This is a genomic window from Nitratireductor luteus, from assembly GCF_026162365.1.
Taxonomy (GTDB): domain Bacteria; phylum Pseudomonadota; class Alphaproteobacteria; order Rhizobiales; family Rhizobiaceae; genus Chelativorans; species Chelativorans luteus.
In genome coordinates this window covers 63,305-85,978 of the sequence record NZ_JAOANW010000005.1, presented here as the reverse complement: position 1 = coordinate 85,978, position 22,674 = coordinate 63,305, and the positions used below count along the sequence as shown (strand labels likewise).

21 protein-coding genes are annotated in these 22,674 nt (G+C 62.7%); 9 read left to right on the top strand and 12 right to left on the bottom strand.

Going from position 1 to position 22,674, the window contains the following annotated elements; translation table 11 throughout:
• Both dctP and N1058_RS07335 read right to left on the bottom strand, forming a co-directional pair.
• Entirely contained in the window at positions 1–1,011 is a 1,011-nt protein-coding gene (gene dctP / locus N1058_RS07340; protein WP_265516863.1) for a TRAP transporter substrate-binding protein DctP, read from the bottom strand.
• Positions 1,012–1,500: 489 nt separating this feature from the next.
• Complete coding sequence (locus N1058_RS07335) at positions 1,501–2,370, bottom strand: LysR family transcriptional regulator (protein WP_265516862.1); 870 nt, start codon at positions 2,368–2,370, stop codon at positions 1,501–1,503.
• 106 nt (positions 2,371–2,476) lie between these two features.
• On the opposite strand from N1058_RS07335, the gene N1058_RS07330 reads away from it, so the two are divergent.
• The 8 genes from N1058_RS07330 (at position 2,477) to N1058_RS07295 (ending at position 10,940) form a co-directional block, all read left to right on the top strand.
• Positions 2,477–3,691 carry a pyridoxal phosphate-dependent aminotransferase gene (locus N1058_RS07330; protein ID WP_265516861.1) on the top strand — a complete coding sequence of 405 codons (1,215 nt, stop codon included), beginning with the start codon at positions 2,477–2,479 and terminating at the stop codon, positions 3,689–3,691.
• Between the two features lie 9 nt (positions 3,692–3,700).
• Positions 3,701–4,585: a formyltetrahydrofolate deformylase gene (gene purU / locus N1058_RS07325; RefSeq protein ID WP_265516860.1), complete on the top strand. Its 885-nt coding sequence runs from the start codon at positions 3,701–3,703 to the stop codon at positions 4,583–4,585.
• Positions 4,586–4,828: 243 nt separating this feature from the next.
• Positions 4,829–5,878, top strand: coding sequence for a TRAP transporter substrate-binding protein (locus N1058_RS07320; RefSeq protein WP_265516859.1), 1,050 nt, complete (start codon positions 4,829–4,831; stop codon positions 5,876–5,878).
• Between the two features lie 76 nt (positions 5,879–5,954).
• Entirely contained in the window at positions 5,955–6,473 is a 519-nt protein-coding gene (locus N1058_RS07315; protein WP_265516858.1) for a TRAP transporter small permease, read from the top strand.
• Positions 6,470–7,774 (top strand): TRAP transporter large permease, encoded by a 1,305-nt coding sequence (locus N1058_RS07310; protein ID WP_265516857.1) that lies wholly within the window; start codon positions 6,470–6,472, stop codon positions 7,772–7,774. Before N1058_RS07315 ends, N1058_RS07310 begins: the two co-directional genes overlap by 4 nt.
• A gap of 12 nt (positions 7,775–7,786) precedes the next feature.
• Positions 7,787–8,698: a dihydrodipicolinate synthase family protein gene (locus N1058_RS07305; RefSeq protein WP_265516856.1), complete on the top strand. Its 912-nt coding sequence runs from the start codon at positions 7,787–7,789 to the stop codon at positions 8,696–8,698.
• Entirely contained in the window at positions 8,691–10,130 is a 1,440-nt protein-coding gene (locus N1058_RS07300; RefSeq protein ID WP_265516855.1) for an FAD-binding oxidoreductase, read from the top strand. Before N1058_RS07305 ends, N1058_RS07300 begins: the two co-directional genes overlap by 8 nt.
• Before the next feature lie 45 nt (positions 10,131–10,175).
• The gene (locus N1058_RS07295; RefSeq protein ID WP_265516854.1) at positions 10,176–10,940 is read left to right on the top strand and encodes an SDR family NAD(P)-dependent oxidoreductase; all 765 of its coding nucleotides are present in this window, start codon (positions 10,176–10,178) and stop codon (positions 10,938–10,940) included.
• 94 nt (positions 10,941–11,034) lie between these two features.
• On the opposite strand, the gene N1058_RS07290 is transcribed toward N1058_RS07295, so the two are convergent.
• Genes N1058_RS07290 through N1058_RS07260 form a run of 5 tightly spaced genes read right to left on the bottom strand, consistent with a single transcriptional unit; the run spans position 11,035 to position 16,939 of the window.
• Positions 11,035–11,805: an aspartate dehydrogenase domain-containing protein gene (locus N1058_RS07290; protein ID WP_265516853.1), complete on the bottom strand. Its 771-nt coding sequence runs from the start codon at positions 11,803–11,805 to the stop codon at positions 11,035–11,037.
• Between the two features lie 14 nt (positions 11,806–11,819).
• Positions 11,820–12,419: a hypothetical protein gene (locus N1058_RS07285; protein WP_265516852.1), complete on the bottom strand. Its 600-nt coding sequence runs from the start codon at positions 12,417–12,419 to the stop codon at positions 11,820–11,822.
• Complete coding sequence (locus tag N1058_RS24020) at positions 12,420–15,305, bottom strand: FAD-dependent oxidoreductase (protein ID WP_274709193.1); 2,886 nt, start codon at positions 15,303–15,305, stop codon at positions 12,420–12,422.
• Positions 15,302–15,571, bottom strand: a complete 270-nt coding sequence (locus N1058_RS07265; protein ID WP_265516851.1) for a sarcosine oxidase subunit delta — start codon at positions 15,569–15,571, stop codon at positions 15,302–15,304. The genes N1058_RS24020 and N1058_RS07265 overlap by 4 nt, the downstream gene beginning before the upstream one ends.
• Positions 15,572–15,580: 9 nt before the next feature.
• A complete protein-coding gene (locus tag N1058_RS07260) occupies positions 15,581–16,939 on the bottom strand; it encodes an FAD-dependent oxidoreductase (RefSeq protein ID WP_265516850.1) in 1,359 nt (452 codons plus the stop codon).
• Positions 16,940–16,941: 2 nt separating this feature from the next.
• Between N1058_RS07260 and N1058_RS07255 the strand changes: the two genes are divergently transcribed.
• A complete protein-coding gene (locus N1058_RS07255; protein WP_265516849.1) occupies positions 16,942–17,826 on the top strand; it encodes a LysR family transcriptional regulator in 885 nt (294 codons plus the stop codon).
• A gap of 2 nt (positions 17,827–17,828) precedes the next feature.
• On the opposite strand, the gene N1058_RS07250 is transcribed toward N1058_RS07255, so the two are convergent.
• The 5 genes from N1058_RS07250 to N1058_RS07230 form a co-directional block, all read right to left on the bottom strand.
• Positions 17,829–18,581, bottom strand: a complete 753-nt coding sequence (locus N1058_RS07250; protein WP_265516848.1) for a GntR family transcriptional regulator — start codon at positions 18,579–18,581, stop codon at positions 17,829–17,831.
• Positions 18,582–18,705: 124 nt separating this feature from the next.
• On the bottom strand, positions 18,706–19,683 hold the full coding sequence (locus N1058_RS07245; protein WP_265516847.1) for a threonine ammonia-lyase: 978 nt from the start codon (positions 19,681–19,683) through the stop codon (positions 18,706–18,708).
• A gap of 22 nt (positions 19,684–19,705) precedes the next feature.
• Positions 19,706–21,010 carry a TRAP transporter large permease gene (locus N1058_RS07240; RefSeq protein ID WP_265516846.1) on the bottom strand — a complete coding sequence of 435 codons (1,305 nt, stop codon included), beginning with the start codon at positions 21,008–21,010 and terminating at the stop codon, positions 19,706–19,708.
• A 4-nt stretch (positions 21,011–21,014) separates the two neighbouring features.
• Positions 21,015–21,530: a TRAP transporter small permease subunit gene (locus N1058_RS07235; protein WP_265516845.1), complete on the bottom strand. Its 516-nt coding sequence runs from the start codon at positions 21,528–21,530 to the stop codon at positions 21,015–21,017.
• A gap of 75 nt (positions 21,531–21,605) precedes the next feature.
• Positions 21,606–22,601 (bottom strand): TRAP transporter substrate-binding protein, encoded by a 996-nt coding sequence (locus N1058_RS07230; RefSeq protein ID WP_265516844.1) that lies wholly within the window; start codon positions 22,599–22,601, stop codon positions 21,606–21,608.
• Positions 22,602–22,674: the final 73 nt, after the last annotated feature.

Genomic DNA, 22,674 nt, shown 5'->3' with positions numbered 1-22,674 from the left:
TTATTCAGGGACCGATGCGTTGGCGCGCACCACATCCATGATTTCTGTGCCCAGAGCCTCTTCCGCCTGCGGCCAGACTTCGGCACGGACACGCTCAACCCAGGCAGCCTTCTGCTCGGGAGTCGGAACGATGTATTCCATGCCGGCTTCCTGCGCCGCGGCGATCCACTTGTCGTCTTCCGCCTTGGCGTCCTTGAACTGCTGGTCCATCACCGTGATCGCTGCGGATTCGATGATCCCGCGGTCTTCGTCATCCATCTCTTCCCAGGTCGCACCGTTCATCAGAAGTGAGTAGGACGAGAAGTTGTGCGACGACTGAACGAAGTAGTCGAGCTGGTCACGGAAATATTCGTAGTCCCAGTAGATGACATTGGATGAATCGCCATCCACGACGCCGGTCTGGATCGAAGTATACACTTCAGCCCAATCTATCGGCACCGCCTGGAAGCCCATCGCCTGGATCGTCTGCGGCAACGGGAAGATCGGTTGCGACCGTACCTTCAGACCCTGCGCCTCTTCAAAGCTGGTGGCATAGCGGCCCTTGGTGGCGATGCCACCGAAGCCTTCCGGGAACGGGCCGAAATACTTGAGGCCAATATCCTGATAGATTGGATCGAGCACCTCGCGCACCCAGCCGTCCTGGCCGAACGCTTCCGTCGCGTCATCCCATCCCAGAACGAGATAGGGGATGTAGTTCACACCGATCCGCTGGTCGTATGAAGTCTGTGGCCAGGTGATCATCATGTGGACGTTGCCCTTGACGAGTTGGTCAAACAGCTCCTGCTGACCGCCCAGCTCGCCCTGATAAAACACGTTCACGCGGATGCGCCCGTCCGAGTTTTCCTCGATCATCGAGGCCCAGTTCTGCATGGCCTTGCCAAGAACGGAGTCGCGATCGCCGGCTTCACTGGTCAGAACGAGCTTGTATTCCTTGTCGCTGGCCTGCGCCGATAGCGGAATAAGAATCGCAGCAGCAAGCGAGAGTGCGGAAATTTTGGATAGTTTCACCATGAGTTCCCTCTTTGATCTGGATGTTATTGGGGCATATTAGACTGCCCGATCTGACAAGCATTGATCATAGGATCGGCGGCACGCAAACGAGAATGTCCATCATTCAGGCATAAGGTGGACCTTATGCATTCCCCCGCAACGGCACTTAGAGATGAAAGTTGCCAGTGTAGTTGATCCTCAAGTTTGACCACATACGACCATGCATTCGTTTGCATTGTTCATTCATAGAATGTCGAGTACCGCAAAACGTTACCTGGCGCAGAAAGCAGATGGTAGCGAACACCCGCCCAGCAACTCTTCAACATGCAAGTCAGGGATCAAAGCCTGACGAGTGGATGGGGGCTTCTCCTGATCGTAAGATCGTTGACCAAGCTGAACTTTAGGCAAGGGTAAGAACCACGCTGGGTTCGCAGTCAATCGCACCGCCCAGTTCATGGGGTTGAGGCGATCAACATTCGGTCAGATTCCCTGCGATCCCGCCGGTCTCGGTCAGGCGCCGCGCCCTTTCATGCAAGCGTCGACGAATGCACGCACAGCGGGCAACCGCGCGCCCGATCGGCGCCAGAGCACACCTGTCTGCCGACTCTTGCCATTTGCGAGCAGGTGCTTTCTCAACCGCAGGGTTTCTGGCCAGGGCGGTCCCCAATCCGGCACGACCGAGATGCCAAGGCCTCGGTCCACCATCGCCGCGATGGCGTCTAGCGCGTCTAGCTCCAGCCATTCGCGCACTTGGAATCCGTTTTCGCGTAGATATGTATCGACGATCTGCCCGCCCCACTGGTTCCGATCGTAACGGATGAAACGCTGCTCAGCAAAAAGCCGCGGCAGTGATGTCGTGTCCACGCCTTCGGACGCGAGCAGCACGAGAGGTTCGTCGCGGATCGTCCGCCATGTCAGCATCTTGGGCAGGGCGAACTTCGGGCCGACAAGCAGGGCGGCGTCAAGCTCACCTTCGACGAGCGCATGGTAGAGATCGATGGAGGATCCGGGCCGCACGTGGTATTCGATCTGCGGATGTTGCGTGCTTAGCTCCGCGATTGCGCCGGGAAGGATACCGGTCATTGCCGTTGCCGTCGCACCCAGCCGCAACTGACCGGCAGGCACGCCGCGCGAGGCAATGGCGCGTAGATCGCGGGCGTTCTGCACAAGCGCTCGCGCGCTGTCTAGAATGGCGCGGCCTTCTTCTGTGGGCTGCACTGTGCGCCCGGCGCGCTCGACAAGCGCATGTCCAAGGTCGTCCTCCAGCACGCGCAATCGCTGCGCCAGCGCGGCTGGTGTGACGTTAAGGCGTCGCGCTGCCTCGGCGATCGAGCCGCACTCTGCCACGATGATGAAGGTCTCGAGAAAACGTGTGTCCATAAAGATAGATTTTCTATCATCTAAATTTATAAACGCCAGTTTTACTTATCTGTCATGTCGCCTTTACCCTCGCCGACAACTTACGTGACACTGAGAAGGCGTATCCATGACTGTACAGAGCAAATTCGAACGATTGGCGACCGACAACGCTCCCGGACAAGAGGTGAGATTGAGCGCCTCGAAGGGCAGTTGGATGATCGGCCAACCGCTTCCAGGACGGCCGGTGGATTTCTCGCATGGCGATGTCGATGCGCATGAGCCAACTCCCGGTGCCTTCGAAACATTTGCGGCCGGTGTGGAAGCGGGCGGCGCTCAGGCCTATACCGAGTATCGGGGCGCCGCCGCGATCCGCGAGCCGCTGGCCGAGCGACTGGCAGCTTTCACCGGGGCGCCGGTCGATGCCTCCGAAGAGCTCATCGTGACGCCTGGCACGCAGGGTGCGCTTTTCCTCGCGGTGGCAGCCACCGTTGCTGCGGGCGACAAGGTCGCCATCGTGCAGCCGGACTACTTCGCCAACCGCAAGCTCGTGGAGTTTTTCGAGGGTGAAATGCTGCCCGTGCAGATGAACTACTCGAACACCGAACACGGTGCGGGCCTGGATCTGGACCAGCTCGAAGACGCCTTCCGGTCAGGCGCGAAGGTGTTTCTGTTCTCCAACCCCAACAACCCCTGCGGTGTCGTCTATTCCCCACGTGAGATCGCGGGCATTGCGGATCTCTCGGCTCAGTATGGCGCGACGGTGATCGTCGATCAGCTCTATTCTCGTCTGCTCTACGAGGGCAGCGTCTATACGCATCTGCGAGCCCAGCCTGCGATGCAGGCAGACAATGTGGTGACGATCATGGGGCCGTCTAAGACGGAATCGCTCAGCGGTTACAGGCTAGGTGTCGCCTTTGGTGCACCCTCGGTGATTGAGCGGATGGAAAAGCTTCAGGCCATCGTGTCGCTTCGGGCCGCTGGGTACTCGCAAGCCGTGCTGAAGACTTGGTTCAAGGAACCCGATGTTTGGATGCGCGACCGCATTGCCGCTCATCAGGCGATCCGCGACGACCTGGTCGCACTCTTCCGGGGTATCGAGGATTGTACAGTGCGTTTGCCTGGCGCCGGCAGCTACCTCTTTCCGCGCCTGCCCGATCTGTCCATTTCGCCGGCCGATTTCGTGAGGGCCCTGCGCGAACAGGCCGGGGTGACGGTAACCCCGGGAACAGAGTTCAGCCCGCATACCGCCCGCAGCGTTCGGCTGAATTTCTCGCAGGATCATGCAGCCTCCGTCGCTGCGGTCGAGCGGATCGCCGCGCTGGTCGAGCGCTACCGGGCCTGAACCATGCGTATGCCTGATCCATATCTTACCGTTCAATGCCGCTCGACGCGCGGCATCGTCGCGGCCATCTCGGGATACCTTGCAGAGCAGGGTTGTAACATCACGGACAGCGCTCAGTTCGACGATCTCGAAACCGGCAATTTCTTCATGCGCGTGCGCTTCGACAGCGAGGCCGGGGCAAAATTGGAGGACCTGCGTACCGGGTTCCCGGAAGTGGCCAAGTCCTTCGGGATGGAATACGATTTCCACGACGGCGCCAAGAAAATGAAGGTCGTGGTGATGGTGTCGCGCTTCGGTCACTGCCTGAACGACCTGCTTTACCGGTCTCGCATCGGCGCGCTGCCAATCGAGATCGTGGCGGTGGTTTCGAACCACATGGACTACCAGAAGCTCGTGGTGAACCACGACATCCCGTTCCACTGCATCAAGGTGACCAAGGAAAACAAGCCGCAGGCCGAGGGAGCTATCATGCGCGTGGTCGAGGAGGCCGGCGCCGAACTGATCGTCCTGGCGCGCTACATGCAGATCCTGTCGGACGAGATGTGCCAGAAGATGTCGGGCCGGATCATCAACATCCACCACTCGTTCCTGCCTTCCTTCAAGGGAGCGAACCCCTACAAGCAGGCCTTCGAGCGCGGCGTGAAGCTGATCGGGGCAACCTCGCACTACGTGACCGCCGATCTCGACGAGGGCCCGATCATCGAGCAGGACATCGTCCGTGTCACCCATGCACAGAGCGCCGAAGACTATGTCAGTCTCGGGCGGGACGTGGAGTGCCAGGTGCTTGCGCGGGCGGTGCATGCCCATATCCATCGTCGCGTTTTCCTGAACGGAAACAAAACCGTAGTCTTCCCGGCGAGCCCTGGAAGCTTCGCATCCGAACGGATGGGGTAAGGCACGGTTGCAAACGGGTCGGTCAACGGTGATCCGATGGAAGGCAGTTTCGACAAATCGCGACAAAGAGCTCACGGCGATGCGGAAAATTCTTGACACAAGTACAGTATCCTATTTGGATACTAATGCAGAACAGGAATGCTCCGGGCGTCCGCGCCTGGCGATATCAAGAACAACAGGGTGCAAAGCCCAATCACGACTTCCGCGCCGAATTTGCGCAACTGTCCAACGAGGGGAACGTACATGAACATTTTTGAAATGGCCCGCTGGGGTCTCGGTGTGATCACCATGACGGCAACGCTGGCGCTCACACCCCACGCTGCCCGGGCACAAGAGGTCATCAAGCTGGCCCATGCCGAAGCCGAAGGCGACCTGCTCGAGAACCCCTACTGGGCGCTAACCCAGGTGCTGGGCTCCGAGCTCGCGACCGGGACCAACGATCGGTATGCGCTGCAGGTGTTCCCCAACAAACAGTTGGGCGATACCGAGTCCATCACCGAACAGACCGCCCGGGGCGTGGTCCAGATGGCCACCAGCATTGCCAGCGGCCAGCTCGCCAGCTTCTTTCCATCGATCCAGATCCTCGATATGCCCTACACCTTCAGCAGCACCGACGAGGCGCGCCAGGTGCTTGACGGGCCGTTCGGGCAGGAGCTGTCCGACGCCGCCGCAGAAGAGTCCGGAGTCCGCATCCTGGCCTACCTGCCCTCGGCCTTCCGCAACTTCTCCAGCTCCAAGGCCCCTATCCATTCGCCCGCCGACATGGTCGGTCAAAAGATCCGGGTCCAGCCCATTCCGATCCACCTGAAGATCGTGGAGTCGCTTGGCGCCTCCGCAACGCCCATCGCCTGGGCCGAGCTCTACAACGCGCTGCAGACCGGTGTAGCTGACGGGCAGGAAAACGCGCCCTACGTGCTCCTGCTGGCCAACCTGCAGGAAGTGCAGAAATACTATACGCTCGATAAGCACCTGCTGAACGTGGCACTTGTCGCGGTGAACGAGGATTTCTACCAGAGCCTTTCCGACGGGGACAAAGCAGCGCTGAACGCCGCCGTACGTGAAGCCAAGTTGGCCTTCCTCGGCATCGTGAAGGCCAAGGAGTCGCAAGACCTCAAGCGGATCGCTGAGGCGGGTGTCGAGATCTATCAGCCGACGCCGGACGAGTTCCAGCAATTCGTGGATGCGACGCGCGATCCCGTACGTGAGCTTCTGGCGGAAACCGTTGACCAGAAATGGTTCGACAAGCTCGACGCCGCAATCGCGGATGTTCGTGCGGAGACCGCGGCCAACTGATCCTTCCCCGCAGTTTCCCAAATCTGCTGTCCTGCCCCGGTCTCCGGGGCAGGACAGCCCACCGGAAGATCATGACATGACCCTGATCCTGAAATGCGCGGACGCCGTCGGGTGGCTCGCGTCGACGGTAGCGCGCATCCTGCTCATCACCGTCGCCGTCTTCCTTGTCACCCAGGTAGCCCTCCGCTTCGGCTTCAACTACTCGCTGCCCTGGCCCGAGGAAGCCTCGCGCTACCTGATGATCTGGGTCGTGATGCTGACCGCTTCGCAACTCGTGCGCTACGATGAACTCGTGCGCGTCGACTTCCTCGACAATCTCTGGCCGGAACGGCTGCTGGTCTGGCGCAACGCGCTTTTCCGCATCGTGATGGTCGCCATGTTCACGCTGATGGCCTACCACGGCTGGCTGCAGGCAGATTTCGCCTGGCGCCGTACCACTGCGGCGCTTCAGATCTCCTGGTTCTGGCCCTACCTCGCCATCCCCGTCGGCTGTGCGCTCGTCGTGCTTCAGTTGATCGCAGTGACCATTCGCGAGTTCCTGACCGGAACCGCGGTCACCCCCCATATCGCCGAACTCCAGGAGACCGCGGAATGAGCATCTCTCTCCTTGCCATCATCGGGATCCTGCTGTTGCTGTTGTTGCTCGGAAGCCCCGTCATCTTCGCCATCGGCGTTGCCGGCATCGCTTATTTCTTCGTCGAACCGAACATGAGCTCGATGCTCTCGGTCGTCGTGCACAAGTTCTTCACCGGCATGGATGTCTTCATCTGGTTATCGATCCCGCTATTCGTCATAGCCGGCGAGATCATGTCGGCGACCAACATGACCGAGCGCCTCCTGGGGTTCTCGCGGCTGCTGGTCGGCCGACTGCGCGGAGGTCTGGCCTATGTGAACGTGGTCGGCTCGATGCTCTTCGGCGGCGTGTCCGGATCGGCCATGGCCGATATCGCAGCGCTCGGCCCGGTCGAAATCGAGATGATGAAGAAGGACGGTTACGACCGCGACTTCTCTGCCGCTCTCACCGTGAGTTCGGCGATCCAGGGGCCGATCATTCCGCCCTCGATCCCGCTCATCATGTTCTCGAGCCTCACCAACACCTCGGTCGCCGCGCTGTTCCTGGCCGGTGCCGTACCGGGCATGCTGCTGGGCTGCGGACTCATGACCGTTGTCTTCATCATGGCGCGGATCAAGAACTTCCCCGTCAACCCGATCCGCGACCTATCGGTCGCCTTGGTGATGCGCATCTTACTCGATGCCTTCTGGTCGCTCTTCATGCCGGTCATCATCATCGGCGGGATTGTCTCGGGCATCTTCACCGCCACCGAGGCTGCAGCCGTCGCCGTCGCCTACGCGTTACTGGTCGGCGTGCTTGCTTATCGCAACCTGTCGCTCAAGGTGCTCTGGGCCATCCTGGATCGTTCGGCGCGCGTCACGGCCTCGATCTATCTCATCATCGGTTTCGCGACCGTCATCAGCTGGATCATGGCCAACGAGCGCCTGCCCGACATGCTCGAGAGCGTCATCGTCGGACAGGACATTGCTCCCTGGGTCATCCTGCTCGCGATCAACCTCTTCTTCCTGATCAACGGGCTCTGGATCTCGGACTCGGTGCAGATGCTGCTCTTCGCGCCGCTCTTCACCCCCATCCTCGCAGCGCTCGGGGTGAGCCCCATCCACTTCGGCGTCATCATGACGATGAACGTCATGATCGGACTGCTCACACCACCATACGGAATGGCATTGTACCTGGGCTCTGCCGTCAGCGGCGTACCACTGGGGCGCATCATCAAGGCGAGCCTGCCGATGCTCGGCGCTTCGCTCGTCGTCCTGATGCTGGTCACCTACATCCCAGCCATTTCCCTCACCCTCCCCCGCCTTTTCGGCTTCATCAACTGAGGAACCGCACCCATGACTACCGCAAAAGACATCGCGGGCATGCTCCCCGCCACCGTCACGCCCTTCACGGCGTCGGGCGATGTGAACTATGACATGATCCCGCGCATCGTGGACCACGTCTTCGCGGGCGGCGCCAAGGGCATCCTGCCGATCGGCGGCACCGGTGAATACACCATGCTCTCGAATGAAGAGCGCCGGAAAGTCGTCGAAGTTTCGGTCGCAGCAGCCAAGGGTCGGGGCCCGGTCATCGCCGGTCTGCTCTCGCCGGGCTACGCCGACAACATGGAGGTCGCAAAGGACGCCAAGGCCGCCGGTGCCGATGCCGTGATGCTGATCCTGCCGTTCTATGCCACCGGGCACGATCAGGGCATGGCCGACTACGTCCGCCGGTTCCGCGATGAGATCGACATGCCTGTGGTGTTCTATGAGATCCCGGGCCGCACGGGCGTGAAGATCGGCGTCGATCACATGGCGAAGCTTGCCGAAGAAGGCGTGATCATCGGCATGAAGTTCTCGGACACCGACTTGACGCGCTGCGCGCACCTTGCCGAGCTGACCAACGAGAACTTCTGTCTGTTGGGCGGCCAGGAAGGGCTGATGACCTACCAGGCGGCGCTGGGCGCGCGCGGTGCCGTTCTCGCGGCGGCCAACCTGTTCCCGCGCTTCTGGAACTACGCGCTGGAACTCGGCAAGGCCGGCAAGACCCCCGAGTTGGTCAAGCACATGGAACTGGCACGCCCGATGATCAACACCTGCTTCATGGAGCCAAACCCTGTGCCGCTCAAGGTCGGCATGAAGCTGATCGGCATTGACTGCGGTCAGGGCCGTCTGCCGCTGCAACCGCCGAGCGAAGCGACCGTCAAGGCAATTACCGCGTTGGTCGAGCAGTTCAACGTCGATTGGGGCGTCGAGGAATATGCCTGAGACGACAGCGCCGGACAGCACGGTCGCCGCTCTGCGGGAGATCGTCGGCCCCAAGGGGATCCTGACCGGCGATGATATGGCGGGCTATCTAACGGACTGGCGTGGCCGGTCCACGGGCACGGCGCAATGCGTCGTGATGCCCGCCAGCACCGACGAGGTTTCGAAGGTCGTGTCTTATTGCTCCCGGCAGGGCCTTCCGCTCTACGTGCAGGGGGGCAACACCAGCCTCTGTGGCGGCTCGGTGCCCGGCAAGGCAGGAGGAGATATCCTCCTGTCGACCCGGCGCCTCAACGCGGTGCGCGATGTCGACCCGATCGGCAATCTCGCCATCGTCGAGACTGGTCTCGTTCTCGCCAACCTGCACGAGATCGCCGAGAAGCACGACCGCATCTTCCCCATGCATCTCGGGTCCGAGGGCACGGCGCAGATCGGCGGGTTGATTTCCACGAACTCCGGTGGCGTCTCAGCCGTGCGCTACGGGCCGATGCGCGACCTCGTGGTCGGGCTCGAGGTCGTGCTGCCCGACGGGTCCGTGATCTCTCGGCTGAGCGGGCTGAAGAAGGACAATCGGGGCTTCGACTGGAAACACCTCTTCATCGGTGGCGAGGGCACTCTCGGTATTGTCACCGCAGCGGCTCTGCAACTTCACACGAAGATGACCGCACGGGCCGATGCACTCGTCAGCGTCCCCTCTCCCGCCCAGGCGACCGAGGTATTTCGAGGGGTCCGCGACAGGTTCGACACGCGGCTCATGGCCTGCGAGCTGGTCTCGGGCAACGAAGTCTCTCTCACGTTGGAACATGTGCCGGGTCTCCGCTTCCCGATGGCCGAAGTGCCGGAGTGGATGGTGCTTATCGAATTGGGCGACACGGAGAACGAGGAAGTCCTGCGCGATACCCTGCAGGATTGCCTTGCCGCCATGTTCGAGGATGGCACAATTACCGACGCGGTGGTCTGCCAGAACCTGCGTGAGAGCGAAGAGCTGTGGAAATGGCGACACTCCTTCTCCGAGACCAACAAGAAGGCGGGCCACGGCATCGTCTTCGATGCCTCCCTGCGGGTGAAATCGGTGCCCGAGTTCATCGAGCGGGCGATCCCCGCCGCGCTGGACCTCGCGCCCTGGGCGGTGCCGCTGATCGTCTGCCACCTCGGTGACGGCAACGCGCATCTGATCGTGATGACCCTGAACGAGGACCGGCCGAAGATCACCGATCTCGATGATCTGACGCATCGCATGTTCGAGCGTGTCCACGACATCATCGCCGAACTGGATGGCTCCTTCAGCGCCGAACATGGCATTGGTCGCAAGCTCGTGGACGAGATGGTACTGCGCCAGCCCGCTGCCGAGATCGCGCTCATGCGCGCGATAAAGGCGGCGGTTGATCCGAAGGGCATCATGTCGCCGGGCATCCTGCTTGGCAAGAACGCCTGAGGCCGCGCAACCGCGCGGCCTCAGTCCGAACCGAAGAGAGAAGACATGTACGACTTTACCGAAAAAATCGCGGTCATCACCGGCGGTGCCGGTGGTATCGGCGAAGCTGCTGCGGCAGGGTTCGCTCGCGCGGGCGCCAAGGTTTACATCATGGACTGGTCGCAGGACTCGCTCGATACGGCCATCAAGCGGTTGTCGCCGCTGGGCGACGTGACCCCCGTTCAGGTGGACGTGACAGACCGTGCGCAGCTTGACGCGGCATTCGAGAATATCGCCGCGGCCGGGGGCACCGACATCCTCGTGACCTCCGCCGCCATCGTGAAGACCGGACGGATCCTCGATTTCGACCCCGAGACCTGGGCGAAGATCCTCGATGTGAACCTCACCGGGACCTTCCATTGCTGCCAGATTGCCGGGCGCCAGATGAAGGCCAAGGGCAAGGGCCGGATCGTCACCGTCAGCTCGGTCAACGGCCAGATCGCCAACACCGGCCGCGGGGCCTATTCCTGCACAAAGAGTGGCGTCGACATGCTCACCCGCCTGTTGGCCAACGAACTGGGCGACGCGGGCATCACGGCCAATGCCGTGGCGCCGGTGCCGGTCGACACTCCAATGGTGCTGCAGGTGCATGGCCCCAAGGATCGCGCCATCTGGGAGGACCAGATTCCCGCCAAGCGCTATGCCAAGCCGGAAGAGGTCGCCTCGGCGATCCAATTCCTCGCCAGCGACGAGGCGGCCTATATCAACGGGCATATCCTGAACGTGGATGGCGGCTTCATGGCTTCGGGCGTGATCCTGCGAGAAGAGTGAGCCTTCCTTGTGCCCCGCGGCGTTTCTCCGCGGCGCCTGTTCCGATCGAGAAGTGCTCCGTCAATGGCCGCAACTCATGCTCCGAACGGCCTGATCAGGCCACGACAATACCTTCGCCGCCAAGGATGCGCCGAACCGAGCCCGCCGCAGAGCGCGGCGTATAGGCGCCCGTCACTCCGCCCAGAGAACGCGAAGAGACACGCAGGTCCCAAGCCAGCCCCGACCCGGTCACTTCAATCCGGTGCTGCATCTCGACCTGCCCCGGCACCGCAACGATCCGGCTGATCGTCTTGTCGAAGCCAAGCCCGGCCAAAGCGACGGCGGCGTGAACGTTCACGTTGAGGGGGAATTGATGACAGGCTTCACGAACGGGGCCCTCGTAGAGCACGCCTTCGGCTTCCGGATCCACCCCGAGGCTCTTGCCGCTTTTCGTCGTGGTGATCGATACACTTTCGATAAGGCCGTTGCCATCTCCAAGCCCATCGAGGCCCAGGATCGCGCCGTGCGGCACGTAAAACCGCCGCCCGCCGGCCTGCGCCGCCGTTTGCACGGCCGCTTCGGTCGCACGGTCCGCAAGCGCGGTGCTGCTGAAGGCGCAGAAGTCCGCTAGGGCCAAAACTGCCGGAGCCAACCGCGTCACCACATCCGGCATAGCAGCTTCGACAATGAGATCGACCGGTCGGCTCAGCGCCTCGGCCTCGTCATCGACCACGCAGCCCTCGGGCAGGCCAAGTCCAGTGTGCACCGCCGCATCGCGCACCAGCACGAAGGCAATCTCGACGCCCTGCATCCCGCGCAGCTCCTCGATGATCGTCCGCCCGATGGTGCCGGCGCCGACCACGCCGACCTTCTTGATCGCAGTCATCGAAAGATCTCCTGTCAGATGTCGATACGGGCGAGCCGACGTCCCGGAAGAACGTCCGCAAGGAAGTCCCTGGCATAGTGCGAAGAGGCCACGTCGAAGAAGATGTCGATCTGTCCCTCGCGTCCGCGCAGGAGAACCGCGTCGAGATGCATCGCCCGGGTCTGCAGAACCGACCCGACAGGAAACGCATGGTCTCGCGTGTCCGCCGCAGTAAGCAGCGGCAGCGCCGCTGCCGTGCCTGGACCGGTCAGGCGCAGCCAGCACCATCCCTCATCGCGATATGCGTCGTAACCCTTCGCTCCCTCGGTTGCGTCCCACGCCGCGCGCAGAGCATCAACCGAGGCGCCCCCGGTCAATGTCCGAGGCAGAACCAGCACTTCCTCGCGGCCAAGCCGCAGAACGATCAGGTCATCGCCTTCGACACTATCATTCAGCGTGTCAGGCAGCGGGGCGCCATGCGCCCGCATCCAGGCCGTCGTGCCTGTGCCGCGCAGGCCAAAGCGAGAAAGGCGCGAAAGGTCGAGCACCATGTCGGCGCTGGCATCGGAGGGGCCCGACCGCACCGGCAGCCCGTCGAGCGGCCATTGGCGGGGGCCGGCGAGATTGGCGATCATTCAAAGCTCCTGGCGTGCATTGTCGGGGTCATAGAAGGGAAGTGCAACCACCTGAGCCTCGATCTTGCGACCTGTGAAGGACCGAAGGCGCAGCGTGGCTCCGGGCGTGGCGTCCTCGGGAGCCGCATGGGCCAGGCCGATCCAGCGATCGACCGAGGGCGAGCGACCGAAAGAAGTCACCTGCCCCACCGGCTCACCGCCGCGCAAGACCAGGGCGGATTCCCCGATGTCCCTTGCCAGATCGTCGGGCAATGTAAAGCCAACGAGCTGTCGGGTCTTTCCGATCCCGCGCCGCATCTCGACTGCGGATTTGCCGATGTAGAACGGTTTCTTCTTCGACAGCGCCCACCCCATCGCCAGTTCGTCCGGCGTGGTCAATGCGTCGGTATCCTGCCCAATGATGATGTGGCCCTTCTCCAGCCGCAGGATGCGCGACGCCTCGAGCCCGTATGGCCGCAGCCCGAGACCTTCGCCAGCCGCCAGCAACGCCCGCCAGAGCGTGACGGCACGGGACTGCGGCAGATGCAGCTCGTAGCTGAGTTCGCCGGTAAAGCCGATCCGCATGACCCGAACGGGAATGCCCTCGAGCGTCCCCACGCAGCCGTCAAGGAAAGCGAACCCTTCGCGGGAGAAGTCGATGTCGCCATCGAGATGCTCCAGCACCTTCCGGGCATTCGGCCCGGTGAGGTTGACCGCTCCGAAGGCGGGGGTGACGTTCTGGATATCCAGGTCCATGCCCCAGATCGTCTTTTGCAGCATCATCTCGGCGAAGACCCGCTCCACCGCGCCGGTGGTCGCGGTGACGTAGAAATGATCCTCTGCCATGCGGAAGGCGACGCCATCGTCCATGACCGACCCCATCTCGGTCAGGGCGAGGCAGTAGCGCACCCGCCCCACAGGCTGTTTCGCGTGAGCCATAGTATAGAAGCGATCGAGGAAGGCCGCAGCATCCGCACCGCGCAGTTCCAGCTTGCCCAGTGTCGATACATCCAGCATCCCCGCGGCCTCGCGCACCATGCGGATCTCGCGAATGATGGCGTCCTCGACGCTCTCGTCGCCACGATAGACGAAAGGCCGCCACCAGGCGCCAACCGGCTGCATCTGGGCCCCGGCAGCAAGATGTTCGCCGTGCAGCGGGGTGTGGCGGTGCCGTTCGGGCGTAGTGTCGGCCAGAAGGCCGAGCTTCTCCGGACCGAAGGGCGGGCGTGAGGTCGTGATGCCGACCTCCGCAAGAGTTCGGCCTGTCTCTTCGGCCACGATCCGTGCCGTGGCGAGCGCCGAGTGCCGCCCCTGCGACGGGCCCATGCCCACGGTGGAATAGCGTTTGACCAGTTCCAGTTCGCGATAACCGTCGGCGACCGCGTTCTTGATGTCCTTGGCTTGTAGATCCTCGTCGAAATCGACGAAATCGCGGCCCTTCGAGTGATATTCGACCTGTGGCGCGGGGCGCCATCCCTCTTCCGGCGCAACGGGCTCGGCGGGAACGTCGGACAGTCCGAGCCCGACCGCAGCGCGCTGGCCCGCCACCTGGCCGCTGCGCAAAACGCGCCCAAGGTCCGAAAATCCTTCCGTGGCCCCGGCGATGTGCACATGTGCAGGCAGCCCGGTGATGGTGAAGGTCGTGCCTCCGGTATCGGACGACAGCCTCGCACCGGACTGAAGCGCAAGTTGGTAACCCGGCGTATAGCCGCCAGCAACCGCCAGCAGGTCGCAGGTTTCGGTGCGGATATGCCCCGAGCCTTCAAGGATATCCACCGCCTTCAGATGCAGTCCGCGCGCGGTGCCCGTCGCACCCGCGATGGCCGCGCCGCGAAGCACAGTCAGACCGCGTCGCGAAAGCTCGGGGGCAAAGCCGTCCCCATCCTCGGACTCCGGATCGACAATGGCGGCGACCTCGACACCCGCATCCTGAAGGTCGAACGCGGCGAGATAGCCGTCTCTATGCCCGGCGTAGACCACCGCGCGACGGCCGGGCTTGACCCCGTAGTGGCGCATCAGACGTTGCGCTGCCGAGGACAGCATGATGCCGGGTAGATCGTTGTTGCGGAACACCACGGGTTGCTCATGCGCCCCCGTGGCGATCACCAGTTCCGCGGCGCGGACACGGATGAATCGATCTCCCTGGATGACCGGCATCCAGTTGTCATCGAACCGGCCATTGCATACGGCATCCTGCAAGACCTCGATACCCGGCGCGGCTTTGACCTGCGGGCACAGATCCTCGAGAAGGTTCTCTGCTTCGGAGCGTTCCTCCGAGAACCGCGCATAGGTCAGCGCGCCGCCGATTTCGGGCTCGCGCTCGATCAGCATGACCTGCGCCCCGGCTCGCGCCGCGGTCAGCGCCGCCGAGAGGCCCGCAGGTCCGGCACCCACGACCATCACGTCGCAATGACGCGTCTCTTTCACATAGTGGCGCGGTGCGGGAGCCAGGCTCACCGTGCCCAATCCGGCCGATCCGCGAATGAGCGGTTCCCAGAATTTCTGCCAAGAGCCTCTGCCGGGCGAAAAGAAGGTGCGATAGTAGAATCCCACCGGCAGGAAGCGTCCGAGGTGGTCGATCACCCGGCCCCGGTCTCGCGCAAGCGAGCCGCGGACGTTTAGAGGCGTGACCTCGATACCCTCGGTCACTGGGCGCAGATCGGCCCGCACATTGGGTTCGTCCCCGATCTGCACCAGCGTGTTGGCGTCCTGCCCAGCCATTGTCAGCACGCCGCGCGGGCGGTGGTACTTGAACGAGCGCGACAGGATCCACTCACCCTGCGCGGCAAGCGCGCTGGCGATGGTGTCACCCGGATGCGCCTCGATCCGGCGTCCCTCGAAGGTGAAGCCAATGCGGCGGCTCCGGTCGATGCGGCTTCCCCAGCCGCTGCCAAGTCTGCCGGTCATTCGGCACCCGATGCGTTATTGGCCTCTGCGCCTTTCAGGTAGGTGCGGAGGATCGTATCGGTGTTCAGATGGCGTTCGGCTATGAACACCGTGTTCGACGGAGTATGCCGCCACCATTCGCAGAGAACGCCCATGGGATTGGGCGCGAAGAAAAGATGTTTCACCAGCTCGCGACCCTCGGGCGCGCCATCGGCATGAACCGGTCCGAGCCATTGAAATTCAGCGATATTGCGAGGCCCGTTCACCGGGCACGTCATTACTTTCATGGCATCTCCTCAATGGCCCGCCGCCGTGGCGCCCATCTCATTCAGCAGCGCGAATCGCTCGAAACGATCCAGCGCGAACGGTTTCAGGATGTCGGGCACGCGGCCGGTGGCGATGGTCTCTGCCATGCGCTTTCCTGCAACGGCGGTCGCCTTGAAGCCCCATGTGCCCCAGCCGGCATCCAGCCAGTAGTTCGTCAGCGGCGTCGACCCCATCACCGGGCTGAAGTCCGGGGTGATGTCGGTGATGCCCGCCCATTGCCGCATGATCTTGACGTTGTGCAGGAAAGGGATGAGCTGCAGCGCGCCGGTGGCGAGCGCCTCCTTCTGAGGCAGGCTCGAACGGGTCGAGGCCAGCTGATAGGGATCGGTGCTGCCACCGATCACGACTTCGCCGCGCGACGATTGCACCAGGTAGGTGTGCAGGTTCGAGGACGACAGCAGGATATCCAGGAACGGCTTGAGCGGCTGCGTCACCATTGCCTGCAGCGGGAAGCAGCGGATGGGCAACGGAATGCCTGCCATCTCGCCGATACGCCCATTGAGACCGCCCGCGGCCTGCAACACCTGGCCCGCGATGATGGTGCCACGGTCGGTATGAACTTCGGTCACGCAATTGTCGCGCACGGTCATGCCCGTCACTTCGGTGCGCTGGTGGATTTCGACGCCCTTTTGTGCCGCGCGCTTGGCATAGCCCCAGGCCACGGCGTCGTGGCGGGCAGTGCCGCCGTCCTCGTGCCAGAGCCCGCCCAGCACCTCATGGACGCCGCCCTCATCCATATTCACATGCGGGCAGATCTCGCGCACGGTCTTGGCATCGACCACCTCGATCCGCGTCCCCATGTGCTTGCCCATCTCAGCCCGCAGCCGGAAGCTGCGCATGGCCCCGTCGGAATGCGCCAGCGTCAGTTGACCGCGCTGCGAGAACATGATGTTGAAGCCGAGATCCTGAGACATGGTCTCGAAGAGTTCGACACCCTCCTTATAGAAGGCGATGGACGGCGGCGTAAGGTAGTTCGACCGCACTGTCGTGGTGTTGCGCGCGGTGTTGCCGCCCGCGAGATACCCCTTGTCCAGCACCGCCACATTACGGATGCCGTGCACGTTCGACAGGTAATAGGCCGCGGCCAGACCGTGACCGCCACCGCCAATGATGACTACGTCATAAGAGCGGCGCAGGTCCGGCGTGGGAGGGATGTCGCCGTAGGGCTTGTGCCCCCGCCGCAGCCCGTATTTCAACAGTTCCAATGGCATTCGCATACCTCGTTCGCTTGTCCCACACTGGTCTTTTGGTTTCGCCTCCCGCAAGCAATGGAACTTTACCCACAGACCCAGATTTCGTAATAGCCTGAAAACAAAATCCGGGATCACTCATGCGCGTCCTGCCCCATCTGATCTATCTCCAGGCCTTCGAGGCTGCCGCCCGCCATCTCAGTTTCAGCCGCGCCGCCGAAGAGCTGAACTGCACGCAATCGGCGATTAGCCAGCGGGTGCGAGCCCTGGAACAGCATCTCGGGAGGCCGTTGTTCCACCGGCTGCGCAACGGACTTGAACTGAGCGAGGTCGGCCAGGCCTATCGGCCAGGTGTAGCCGAGGCGCTTGACGTGCTCGAGGCGGCGACGCAAGGGCTGACCGGAGCGCGGGTGCAGCGCACGGTGACTGTCTCGGCGCCGATCTCCTTCGCTTCGATCTGGCTGGCCAGAAACCTGCACGATTTCCAGGCGCGCCACCCTGAAATCGAGGTGCGGCTGAACAGCACGATCTGGACCGACCCGAACGTGGATCTGGCCGATCTCAGCATCGCCATGGTGGACAAGGTGCAACTGACGCCGGACATGACGCCGCTTGGACGTGAACGCATGGTTCTGGTGGCCCGCCCCGACGAGACGCCGCACGCCGCCGGTGACGACCTTTCGGACTGGGTCAACGCCCGACGGTTGGTGTACATTCAGGGAAAACACCAGCTCTGGGAACGTTGGGCCAAGGCGATGGGGGCTCGACTGACCCCGAAACTCGCCCCGGTGAAGGTCGACAACACCGCGACCGCACTGGAGGTTATCGCAGGTTCCGGCGGGCTGACCGTGGCCTTCTCGAGCCATGCCGACCCCGTGGTCGCTTCAGGCCGGCTCTCGGCCCCGGCGGGGAACGGGGCGGACACCTCGCTGGTCCATGTTGTGACCTTCAACCCGCAGCGTCCGGTCTCACCCTCTGCACGCAAATTCCATGCCTGGCTCACCGGCGCCCTGCACACAGCTTGAACTTATTCCGCGATACTTCCGACGGTCAGTTTGGGACCCTTGGAGACACGCCTGAACAACAGCCGCTGAAGCCGCCCGCGCGACAACGTCTCATGTTCGATGGCAAGCGCTTCGGACCGATCCTGATCGCCGTCGCGGATCGCCTCGACCATCGCGCGGTGCTGGCGGCAGGTCTCTTGAAGATGCGCCTGAGTATCCTTATCCAGCGGCTTGCCCGGGATCCGCACCTCGTGCTGCGAAAAGGCCGCTCGGGCGAGCCGGAAGTTACCGATCAGTGCATGCTCGTAGAAGCGCTGAAAATACCGGTTGTTCGCTGCCTGGGATATCGCGAGGTGAAACGAGAGGTTCAGCTCGGACCGCTCCATGCCGTCGCCAAGCTCGATGCCTTTCTCGAAAGCCTTCATCGCCTCTTCGATCCTGATGAACTGCGTGGCAGTGCAGTTGCTCGCGGCCAGGCGGTGGATCATCCGGCTGGAGACCAGAAGCGCCTCGCCCAATCGGGGGATTTCGTCGAAATCGAGCGGCGCAACCCGCACGCTGCGGCCCTCGCGAATCATCAGGTCATCGGCGATGAGCTGAATGATCGCTTCGCGCACCGGCGTGCGCGACACGTTCATCGCGTCGCAGAGCGTCGCCTCGTCGATTATCGAACCCGGACGCAGTTCGAGCCGGAGGATCGCATCGCGGATTGTCGAATAGACCTTGCTTCCGTCTCGCACCCGCTTGTCGACCATTGTGATACCGTGCCTTTTCATTTCCGTGTCCCGCTCAGGCTAAACAGGGGGCGGACGGAACTCAAGCGGGCGTCGCAAGCGGAGGGGCAACGACCGAAGCAAGGCAAGGGATATGCCTGAAGGGCGCGCATCAATTCGCTCCTGGCTACACTTCGGCGGAGGCGATCAGCTTGGCAAAGACGGACCGATCCATGTTGCCGCCGCTCAGCACGACCACGGCGCTTCGCCCCTTCAATGGCAGTTCGCCCGACAACAGCGCCGCGAGTCCCACCGCCGCCCCCGGTTCGACCACGAGTTTCGCCTCGTCGAAAAGCGCGTTCACGGCGGTGATCACCTGCGCGTCGCTCACCGTCAGACCGCCTGCCAGATGTGCCTTCAGGATCGGGAAGGTCAGCGCGCCCGGCGTCAGCGTGAGAATGGCGTCACAGATCGATGACCCACCCTTGGCATTGACGACCCGTTCGCCGGCCAGAAGCGACCTGCGCAGGTCGTCGAAGCCTTCGGGCTCCGCGGCGTAGAGCGCCGTTGCGGGCGACAATGAAGCCATCGCCGTGGCGATCCCGGCCAGCAATCCACCTCCACCCGCAGGGCAGATCAGCAGGTCCGGCACCACGCCGAGCGCCGCACATTGCTCCGCAATCTCGATCCCTGCCGTTCCCTGCCCCGCCATGACGTCTTCGTCGTCATAGGGCGGGATCAGGATGGCGCCGCTCTCGGCCCGGACCGCATCTGCGATCGCCTCCCGGTCGTCACGCAGCCGGTCATAGGTGACCACCCTTGCTCCCAACCGCCGAGTGTTGCGCAGCTTGATGACGGGAGCGTCGGTCGGCATCACGATTGTCGCCGACATGCCGAAAGCCTTCGCGGCAGCGGCCACCCCCTGCGCATGATTTCCCGCCGAAAAGGCAACGACCCCGCACGCGCGCTCCTCGGAGGACATCTTGGAGATGCGATTGTAGGCGCCGCGGAACTTGAATGACCCGGTGCGCTGCAAAGGTTCGGCCTTTAGCAGTACCCGCCCGCCGGCCATCTCGTTCAGCGCAGGCAGTTCCAGAAGCGGTGTCAGGACCGCGTGGCCACGAAGGCGTTCGCATGCGGCTTCAATGTCGGAAAGATCTATCATTGGGCAGGGCTTTCGCGAAAGGTCACAGGAAAGATGGCAGCCACAGCACGATACCGGGCCAGATCGTCAGTATCGCCGCAGCAAGGCACATGAGGAGGAAGAACGGCACCGCGTAGACCGCGACCTTCAGGATCGAGACGTCGGTCAGGTTCTGCAGGATGAACAGATTGAAGCCCACAGGCGGCGTGATCTGCGCGAGCTCGGTCATGATCACGAGAAAGATGCCGAACCAGATCGGGTCGAAACCTGCAGCGGTGATCAGCGGCAGTGTGATCGGCAGCGACATTACGGTGATCGATATGCCCTCGAGGAACATGCCCAACAGAATGAAGAACACCGCCAACACCGCGACCAGCTCGTAGGGAGAGAGATCGAGATGCGCGATATAGTCGGCCACCTGCTGGGGCACGTGCAGATATGCCATCGCGGTCGATAGGAAGGACGCGGTGATCAGGATTGCGACGATCATGCAACTGGTGTGGACGGCCGCGCTCAGGCTGTCGCGGATCACCGCCCAGCTGAGTTGACGCGTGACCAGCGTCAGAAACAGCGTGGCGCCGGCGCCGACGGCACCCGCCTCGGAGGGCGTGGCAAGGCCGGTATAGATCGAACCCAGCACCATGAGCACCAGAACCAGAACCGGAAGCAGCAGCCAGATACCGCGCAGGATGTCGCGCATTCCCGAGGGCGCATCCTCCGAAGGCGCCAGACTGCGGTCGAGCGTGCAGCGCAGCGCGATCCAGGCCGAGAACAATCCTGCGATCAGCAGACCTGGGACCACTCCGGCAAGGAACAGCCGCGAGATCGAGACTTCTGCCAGTACCCCGTAGACGATCAAGACGACCGATGGCGGGATCAGCAGGCCGAAACTTCCCGCCCCGGCCAGTGAACCGAAATTGAGCGCGCGGTCATAACCCCGCCGGTCGAGCTCGTGCGCCGTGATCTTGCCCACCGTCGCCGTGGTGGCGGCGCTCGAGCCGCAGATCGCCGCGAACAGCGCCGAACCCAAGACGTTGGTGTGAAAGAGCCGGCCCGGAAGATGGTGTACGATGGGAGACAGCCCCTCGAACATCCGGCGCGAGACATCGGTGCGCAGCAGCAGCTCTCCCATCCAGACAAAGAGCGGGATGGCCGCGACGTCTGCCGAGGTCGCGCTGCGCATGACCAGCGTTCCCATGATCCGCCCGATGCGCATTGGATCCATGTCGAGCAGGAAATAGAGGGAGCTGCAACTCACCAGCAGCAGCCCGGCAAAGACCCAGATGCCTGCGCCAAGAAATAACACGACAAGGCCCAGTGTGATGAGGGCAATGAGGATCGGATCCATGGGCTTAGCCCTCGAGCGGGTAGGCGTCGGGCTTCATGCCCGAGATCGCCGTGCGGATCGTGGTCACGATCAGCTGCAACAAAAAAAGAACCAGACCGGTGAGGATCACCAGATCGATGATCCAGGTCGGGACCGCGATGATCGAGGGGCTGACCGATCCGCGCTCCAGATCGCGTTTGAAGATTATCCAAACGATATAGGTCAGACCCGACATGACCAGACCCGTAGCAACAAGGCAGAAAAGGTCGAGGGCTTTCTGGGCGGGGGGCTGCAGCGCGCCTATCAGCAGGCTCACGCGGACGTGACGGCGCTGGTAGAAGGTCTCGGCGAGACCGAAGAACACCATTCCCGCCAGGGCGTATCCGACGAATTCGTTCATTGAATAGGTGGAGGTCTTGAAGAAGACGCGCAGCACAATCTCAAGCAGGATGTGCAGCATCATGTAGACGATCAGCGCTTGCGCGATCAGTCGTCCGAATGCCGCAAGTCGCTCGACTAGGGTTTCGATCCGTTGGAACATTCGGCGCTCCTGTTATGAAAAGAGCCTCGGGATCCCGGGCGGCTTGGGGAGCGCACCGCCCGGGGGAGTCGCGGATTACTCCGCCGTGGCCTTGGCATAGGCGTCAAGCACCTCCTGCCCTTCCGCGCCGACCGTCTCGAGCCAATCGGCATACACCACCTCGCCCGCCGCGCGCAGTTCGGTCGCGAACTCCGGCGAAATCTCCTTGGTGATGGTCATGCCCTGATCTTCCATCTCCGCGTAGAGTTCGTCGATGCGGGTGCGCAGTTTCTCCCAGCCCTGCATTTCGGCAAACTCGGCCGCTTCCAGGACCCAGGCCCGCTGTTCCTCGCTCAGCGCATCCCACTCGTCGCGGTTCACGTGGATCATGTTGACCGATTGCGAGTAGTTGATGGCCGTGAAGTTGTTGAGAAACTCCCAGAAGTTGGCGCTGGCACCGCCGTCGGCGGAGGTCAGAACCGCGTCGATCCCGCCGGCTGCGAGCTGCGGAACCACGTCGCCCCAACCAAGCTGCACGGCATTGGCGCCCGCTTCCTTCAGCGTCCGAGTGCCCGAGGCGTCCCAGGCGCGGACGGTGAGGTTGTCGAGATCATCCAGAGACGTGACCGGCATTTTCGCCCAGATCCCTGCGGGCGTGAAAGGCACCCCGAAAAGCAGGACCTGGTTGTTGCGCTCGAAGGCAGCCTCGTAAGCCGGGCGCGCCACTTTCCAGAGCGTGTATGATGCATCGGTGTCGGCAGCCAGGAAGGGCAGCGAGGGCAGCAGGAAGATCGGCTCGATCCCGGCCACCTGTCCAACCGAGGTGCTCGCGATGGGCAGAAGCCCGTCACCCACTGCATCGAATTGTTCGAGCGAGCCGTAGCCGATGGAGCCGCCGAAATGGTTGGTGATGTCGATCTCGCCGCCGCTCAGCTCTTCGACCTTCTCCGAAAAGACCTTCTGGGTCTGGCCGAGCATGGTCTTCTCCCCATATTCGGTTGCCATGTCCCAGCGGATCTGCTGGGCGTTGGCATGGCCGGCAAGCGCAGTAAGGCCGGCGGCAAGCGCGATGATTCTGGTCGTGATGGTCATTTTGAAGTCTCCCTCTAGATCGGATTGTGAGGGTGCCGGCGGTCGCCCTTTTGTGTCTATGCCGCCGAAACCC

What these genes read in the sequence shown, in the direction of transcription:
- dctP (WP_265516863.1), bottom strand. Translation starts at nt 1,011, where the DNA reads ATGGTGAAACTATCCAAAATTTCCGCACTCTCGCTTGCTGCTGCGATT.
- N1058_RS07335 (WP_265516862.1), bottom strand. Translation starts at nt 2,370, where the DNA reads ATGGACACACGTTTTCTCGAGACCTTCATCATCGTGGCAGAGTGCGGC.
- N1058_RS07330 (WP_265516861.1), top strand. Translation starts at nt 2,477, where the DNA reads ATGACTGTACAGAGCAAATTCGAACGATTGGCGACCGACAACGCTCCC.
- purU (WP_265516860.1), top strand. Translation starts at nt 3,701, where the DNA reads ATGCCTGATCCATATCTTACCGTTCAATGCCGCTCGACGCGCGGCATC.
- N1058_RS07320 (WP_265516859.1), top strand. Translation starts at nt 4,829, where the DNA reads ATGAACATTTTTGAAATGGCCCGCTGGGGTCTCGGTGTGATCACCATG.
- N1058_RS07315 (WP_265516858.1), top strand. Translation starts at nt 5,955, where the DNA reads ATGACCCTGATCCTGAAATGCGCGGACGCCGTCGGGTGGCTCGCGTCG.
- N1058_RS07310 (WP_265516857.1), top strand. Translation starts at nt 6,470, where the DNA reads ATGAGCATCTCTCTCCTTGCCATCATCGGGATCCTGCTGTTGCTGTTG.
- N1058_RS07305 (WP_265516856.1), top strand. Translation starts at nt 7,787, where the DNA reads ATGACTACCGCAAAAGACATCGCGGGCATGCTCCCCGCCACCGTCACG.
- N1058_RS07300 (WP_265516855.1), top strand. Translation starts at nt 8,691, where the DNA reads ATGCCTGAGACGACAGCGCCGGACAGCACGGTCGCCGCTCTGCGGGAG.
- N1058_RS07295 (WP_265516854.1), top strand. Translation starts at nt 10,176, where the DNA reads ATGTACGACTTTACCGAAAAAATCGCGGTCATCACCGGCGGTGCCGGT.
- N1058_RS07290 (WP_265516853.1), bottom strand. Translation starts at nt 11,805, where the DNA reads ATGACTGCGATCAAGAAGGTCGGCGTGGTCGGCGCCGGCACCATCGGG.
- N1058_RS07285 (WP_265516852.1), bottom strand. Translation starts at nt 12,419, where the DNA reads ATGATCGCCAATCTCGCCGGCCCCCGCCAATGGCCGCTCGACGGGCTG.
- N1058_RS24020 (WP_274709193.1), bottom strand. Translation starts at nt 15,305, where the DNA reads ATGACCGGCAGACTTGGCAGCGGCTGGGGAAGCCGCATCGACCGGAGC.
- N1058_RS07265 (WP_265516851.1), bottom strand. Translation starts at nt 15,571, where the DNA reads ATGAAAGTAATGACGTGCCCGGTGAACGGGCCTCGCAATATCGCTGAA.
- N1058_RS07255 (WP_265516849.1), top strand. Translation starts at nt 16,942, where the DNA reads ATGCGCGTCCTGCCCCATCTGATCTATCTCCAGGCCTTCGAGGCTGCC.
- N1058_RS07250 (WP_265516848.1), bottom strand. Translation starts at nt 18,581, where the DNA reads ATGAAAAGGCACGGTATCACAATGGTCGACAAGCGGGTGCGAGACGGA.
- N1058_RS07245 (WP_265516847.1), bottom strand. Translation starts at nt 19,683, where the DNA reads ATGATAGATCTTTCCGACATTGAAGCCGCATGCGAACGCCTTCGTGGC.
- N1058_RS07240 (WP_265516846.1), bottom strand. Translation starts at nt 21,010, where the DNA reads ATGGATCCGATCCTCATTGCCCTCATCACACTGGGCCTTGTCGTGTTA.
- N1058_RS07235 (WP_265516845.1), bottom strand. Translation starts at nt 21,530, where the DNA reads ATGTTCCAACGGATCGAAACCCTAGTCGAGCGACTTGCGGCATTCGGA.
- N1058_RS07230 (WP_265516844.1), bottom strand. Translation starts at nt 22,601, where the DNA reads ATGACCATCACGACCAGAATCATCGCGCTTGCCGCCGGCCTTACTGCG.